This is a genomic window from Pseudohongiella acticola, from assembly GCF_001758195.1.
In the GTDB taxonomy this organism is placed as follows: Bacteria; Pseudomonadota; Gammaproteobacteria; order Pseudomonadales; family Pseudohongiellaceae; genus Pseudohongiella; species Pseudohongiella acticola.
The window spans coordinates 1-5619 of sequence record NZ_MASR01000007.1 but is presented as its reverse complement, the minus strand read 5'-3'; the positions used below and the strand labels follow the sequence as shown (position 1 = coordinate 5619).

Sequence of the window (5619 nt, the reverse complement as noted above, 5' to 3'; positions counted from 1 at the left end):
CCTACTCTCCCGTAGGACATCGTCAATCGGCGAACAAAAAAAAAGGGCCACCCCGCATGGGGTGGCCCTTTTTCGCTTATTAATGCCTGACGATGTCCTACTCTCACATGGGGAGACCCCACACTACCATCGGCGCTGAGTACTTTCACTTCTGAGTTCGGGATGGGATCAGGTGGTTCATACTCGCTATGGTCGTCAGGCAAACCGTTGATGCACATGCGCTGTTGTCAGCATGCCATCGTTTACCCTTTGACAATCTGATGAATGAAGATTGTGTTCTGTTTTTGCTGAATCGGCTCTCTAGCGTCTTTAGACTCACTAGCACAGCGCTTTATACAAGCTCTATCTGTATCAATCAAAGCTGTTTGTCTCATATAACCGGTTGCTTACATCTTGATGGATGCAAAAACCTGCGATTATATGGTCAAGCCTCACGTGCAATTAGTACTGGTTAGCTCAATGCATCACTGCACTTACACACCCAGCCTATCAACGTCGTGGTCTTCAACGGCACTTTAGGGGGATTAAATCCCCAGGGAGATCTCGTCTTGAGGGGGGCTTCCCGCTTAGATGCTTTCAGCGGTTATCCTGTCCGAACGTAGCTACCGGGCAATGCCACTGGCGTGACAACCCGAACACCAGAGGTTCGTCCACTCCGGTCCTCTCGTACTAGGAGCAGCTCCTCTCAAATCTCCAACGCCCACGGCAGATAGGGACCGAACTGTCTCACGACGTTCTAAACCCAGCTCGCGTACCACTTTAAATGGCGAACAGCCATACCCTTGGGACCGGCTTCAGCCCCAGGATGTGATGAGCCGACATCGAGGTGCCAAACACCGCCGTCGATGTGAACTCTTGGGCGGTATCAGCCTGTTATCCCCGGAGTACCTTTTATCCGTTGAGCGATGGCCCTTCCATTCAGAACCACCGGATCACTATGACCTACTTTCGTACCTGCTCGAGCCGTCGCTCTCGCAGTCAAGCACCCTTATGCCATTACACTAAATGAGCGATTTCCGACCGCTCTTAGGGTACCTTCGTGCTCCTCCGTTACTCTTTGGGAGGAGACCGCCCCAGTCAAACTACCCACCACACACGGTCCTCGTCCCCGTTTCAGGGACTGAGTTAGAACCTCAACAATACCAGGGTGGTATTTCAAGGATGACTCCACGACAGCTAGCGCTGCCGCTTCAAAGTCTCCCACCTATCCTACACAGATAGTGTCAAAGTCCAGTGTGAAGCTATAGTAAAGGTTCACGGGGTCTTTCCGTCTAGCCGCGGGTACACTGCATCTTAACAGCGATTTCAATTTCACTGAGTCTTGGGTGGAGACAGCGCCGCCATCATTACGCCATTCGTGCAGGTCGGAACTTACCCGACAAGGAATTTCGCTACCTTAGGACCGTTATAGTTACGGCCGCCGTTTACCGGGGCTTCGATCAAGAGCTTCGCCTAAGCTAACCCCATCAATTAACCTTCCGGCACCGGGCAGGCGTCACACCCTATACTTCCTCTTACGAGTTTGCAGAGTGCTGTGTTTTTAATAAACAGTTGCAGCGGCCTGGTCACTTCGACTCTCCTCAGCTTACGCAGTAAATGCTTCACCAAAAAGAGCGTACCTTCTCCCGAAGTTACGGTACCATTTTGCCTAGTTCCTTCACCCAAGTTCTCTCAAGCGCCTTGGTATTCTCTACCTGATCACCTGTGTCGGTTTACAGTACGGTCGTCTGTTATCTGAAGCTTAGAAGGTTTTCCTGGAAGCATGGCATCAACCACTTCTCTCACTAAAAAGTAAGATCGTCATCAGTTCTCGGCCTTAGCAACCCGGATTTACCTAAGTCACCAGCCTACAACCTTAAACGCGGACTACCAACGCCGCGCTGGCCTAGCCTTCTCCGTCACTCCATCGCAATAACAGCCGGTATCGGAATTTTAACCGATTTCCCATCGACTACACCTTTCGGTCTCGCCTTAGGGGCCGACTCACCCTGTCCCGATTAACGTTGGACAGGAAACCTTGATCTTCCGGCGGAGGGGTTTTTCACCCCTCTTATCGTTACTCATGTCAGCATTCGCACTTGTGATACCTCCAGCAAACCTCTCGATTCACCTTCAACGGCCTACACAACGCTCCTCTACCATATGTGCCTAAGCACACATCCGCAGCTTCGGTTATCAGTTTGAGCCCCGTTATATCTTCCGCGCAGGCCGACTCGACTAGTGAGCTATTACGCTTTCTTTAAAGGATGGCTGCTTCTAAGCCAACCTCCTAGCTGTCTAAGCCTTCCCACATCGTTTCCCACTTAACTGATATTTGGGACCTTAGCTGGCGGTCTGGGTTGTTTCCCTCTTGACGACTGACGTTAGCACCCGCCGTCTGTCTCCCGTGATAAAACTTACTGGTATTCGGAGTTTGCATCGGGTTGGTAAGTCGGGATGACCCCCTAGCCGACACAGTGCTCTACCCCCAGCAGTCAATTCCACGAGGCTCTACCTAAATAGATTTCGAGGAGAACCAGCTATCTCCGGGCTTGATTAGCCTTTCACTCCGACCCACAGCTCATCCGAATCTTTTTCAACAGATTACGGTTCGGTCCTCCAGTGCCTGTTACGGCACCTTCAACCTGGCCATGGGTAGATCGCCCGGTTTCGGGTCTAATGCCAGCAACTATTTCGCCCAGTTAAGACTCGGTTTCCCTACGGCTCCCCTATACGGTTAACCTTGCTACTGACATTAACTCGCTGACCCATTATACAAAAGGTACGCAGTCACAGAACAAGTCTGCTCCTACTGCTTGTACGTACGCGGTTTCAGGGTCTATTTCACTCCCCTCACCGGGGTTCTTTTCGCCTTTCCCTCACGGTACTAGTTCACTATCGGTCAGCCAGGAGTATTTAGCCTTGGAGGATGGTCCCCCCATATTCAGTCAAAATTACACGTGTTTCGACCTACTCGTTTTCATTAAAACAGCATTTTCGTGTACGGGGCTATCACCCACTGTCGCCGGACTTTCCAGACCGTTCCACTAACACTGATCTAACTTAAGGGCTAATCCCCGTTCGCTCACCGCTACTTAGGGAATCTCAATTGATTTCTTTTCCTGCAGGTACTGAGATGTTTCAGTTCCCCGCGTTCGCCTCCATAACCTATGTATTCAGTTATGGATGACCCACAAGTGGGCCGGGTTTCCCCATTCGGACATCTCCGGATCAAAGCCTGTTTGACGGCTCCCCGAAGCATTTCGCTGCCTACCACGTCCTTCATCGCCTCTGGCTGCCAAGGCATCCACCACGTACGCTTAATTGCTTGACCATATAACCTCAGACTCTTACATCTTCAGCCACACAGACAAACTCGCCTTCGATCGTACAGAATAGTTTGCGCTTGTATAAATTTAATTCAGCAATAAACACTTTATCAACCATACAATCAATACTAAAACGCTCATCACAGATCGTCTCTGCAATAAACAGTATCAACTGTATCGTCTATAAATTGTCTTCATTCATCGATTGTTAAAGAACAAATTGGTGGAGCTGAGCGGGATCGAACCGCTGACCTCCTGCGTGCAAGGCAGGCGCTCTCCCAGCTGAGCTACAGCCCCAAGTTGTCTTCAAAATTCAGGATTAAGTAATAGAGGTGAGCACTTGTCCGAAGCATCTAAGTGCTATCTTTTTAAGGAGGTGATCCAGCCGCAGGTTCCCCTACGGCTACCTTGTTACGACTTCACCCCAGTCATGAATCACAAAGTGGTGAGCGCACTCCCGAAGGTTATGCTACCCACTTCTTTTGCAACCCACTCCCATGGTGTGACGGGCGGTGTGTACAAGGCCCGGGAACGTATTCACCGTAACATTCTGATTTACGATTACTAGCGATTCCGACTTCACGGAGTCGAGTTGCAGACTCCGATCCGGACTACGATTCGTTTTATGGGATTAGCTCCACCTCGCGGCTTGGCAACCCTTTGTACGAACCATTGTAGCACGTGTGTAGCCCTGGTCGTAAGGGCCATGATGACTTGACGTCGTCCCCACCTTCCTCCGGTTTGTCACCGGCAGTCTCCTTAGAGTGCCCAACTAAATGATGGCAAATAAGGACAAGGGTTGCGCTCGTTACGGGACTTAACCCAACATCTCACGACACGAGCTGACGACAGCCATGCAGCACCTGTCTCCAAGTTCCCGAAGGCACCAATCCATCTCTGGAAAGTTCTTGGGATGTCAAGACCAGGTAAGGTTCTTCGCGTTGCGTCGAATTAAACCACATGCTCCACCGCTTGTGCGGGCCCCCGTCAATTCATTTGAGTTTTAATCTTGCGACCGTACTCCCCAGGCGGTCAACTTAGTGCGTTAGCTGCGCCACTCAGAGCATTACGCTCCCAACGGCTAGTTGACATCGTTTACGGCGTGGACTACCAGGGTATCTAATCCTGTTTGCTCCCCACGCTTTCGCACCTCAGCGTCAGTATCGATCCAGGGGGCCGCCTTCGCCACCGGTATTCCTCCACATCTCTACGCATTTCACCGCTACACGTGGAATTCTACCCCCCTCTCCCGTACTCTAGCCTGGCAGTATTGGATGCAGTTCCAAGGTTGAGCCCTGGGCTTTCACATCCAACTAACCAAACCGCCTACGCGCGCTTTACGCCCAGTAATTCCGATTAACGCTTGCACCCTTCGTATTACCGCGGCTGCTGGCACGAAGTTAGCCGGTGCTTATTCTGCAGGTAACGTCAACTGACAAGATTATTAGTCTTGCCCCTTTCCTCCCTGCTTAAAGTGCTTTACAACCCGAAGGCCTTCTTCACACACGCGGCATGGCTGGATCAGGGTTGCCCCCATTGTCCAATATTCCCCACTGCTGCCTCCCGTAGGAGTCCGGACCGTGTCTCAGTTCCGGTGTGACTGATCATCCTCTCAGACCAGTTACGGATCGTCGCCTTGGTGGGCCTTTACCCCACCAACTAGCTAATCCGACGCAGGCTCATCTGATAGCGCAAGGTCCGAAGATCCCCTGCTTTCCCCCGTAGGGCGTATGCGGTATTAATTCGAGTTTCCCCGAGCTATCCCCCACTACCAGGCAGATTCCTACGCGTTACTCACCCGTCCGCCGCTCGACGCCTGGGAGCAAGCTCCCATCGTTTCCGCTCGACTTGCATGTGTTAAGCCTGCCGCCAGCGTTCAATCTGAGCCATGATCAAACTCTTCAGTTTAAGGTTTTACACTCAAGCTTACTCGCCGTACTACTTAACCGACAATTCACTCAAGTTAAAATCATGCTCAAAGTTTACAACTACTGTCTATTGACTTAAATCATCAACCCTTGGGAGGGCTGATAATTAACGCGGTTGCTTCCCTTTGATATCTTTACGATTGCGCAAAAATACCTCGGCAAGCACCCACCTCTATTACTTAATCTCTGTCTTTTAAAGAACTTTTCCGCCTCAGCCTTCGTGGCTAAGAGGCCGCGTATTATACGCGTTTCAAGCAATCTGGCAAGCACTTTTTTTCACTTTCTTTGCCAGCTCATCGCCAACAATTCCATCTGAAAATACTGCTGTCCTGCCAACCTTGACCAGGGTGTTATCTCGTCAAGGGCGCGCATTATGCCACAGT

The 5619-nt window shown here is 51.0% G+C and carries 1 tRNA gene and 3 rRNA genes; all 4 read right to left on the bottom strand.

Annotated elements, in window-relative coordinates:
- Window positions 1–84 precede the first annotated feature (84 nt).
- A 5S ribosomal RNA gene (rrf, locus tag PHACT_RS15910) occupies window positions 85–200 on the bottom strand.
- A 220-nt stretch (window positions 201–420) separates the two neighbouring features.
- Window positions 421–3313 (bottom strand): 23S ribosomal RNA (locus PHACT_RS15905).
- A 216-nt stretch (window positions 3314–3529) separates the two neighbouring features.
- Window positions 3530–3605, bottom strand: a tRNA-Ala gene (locus PHACT_RS15900).
- A gap of 72 nt (window positions 3606–3677) precedes the next feature.
- Window positions 3678–5216: ribosomal RNA gene (locus PHACT_RS15895) — 16S ribosomal RNA — on the bottom strand.
- The 16S, 23S and 5S rRNA genes sit together here with 1 tRNA gene alongside, the layout of an rRNA operon.
- Between the last annotated feature and the right edge of the window lie 403 nt (window positions 5217–5619).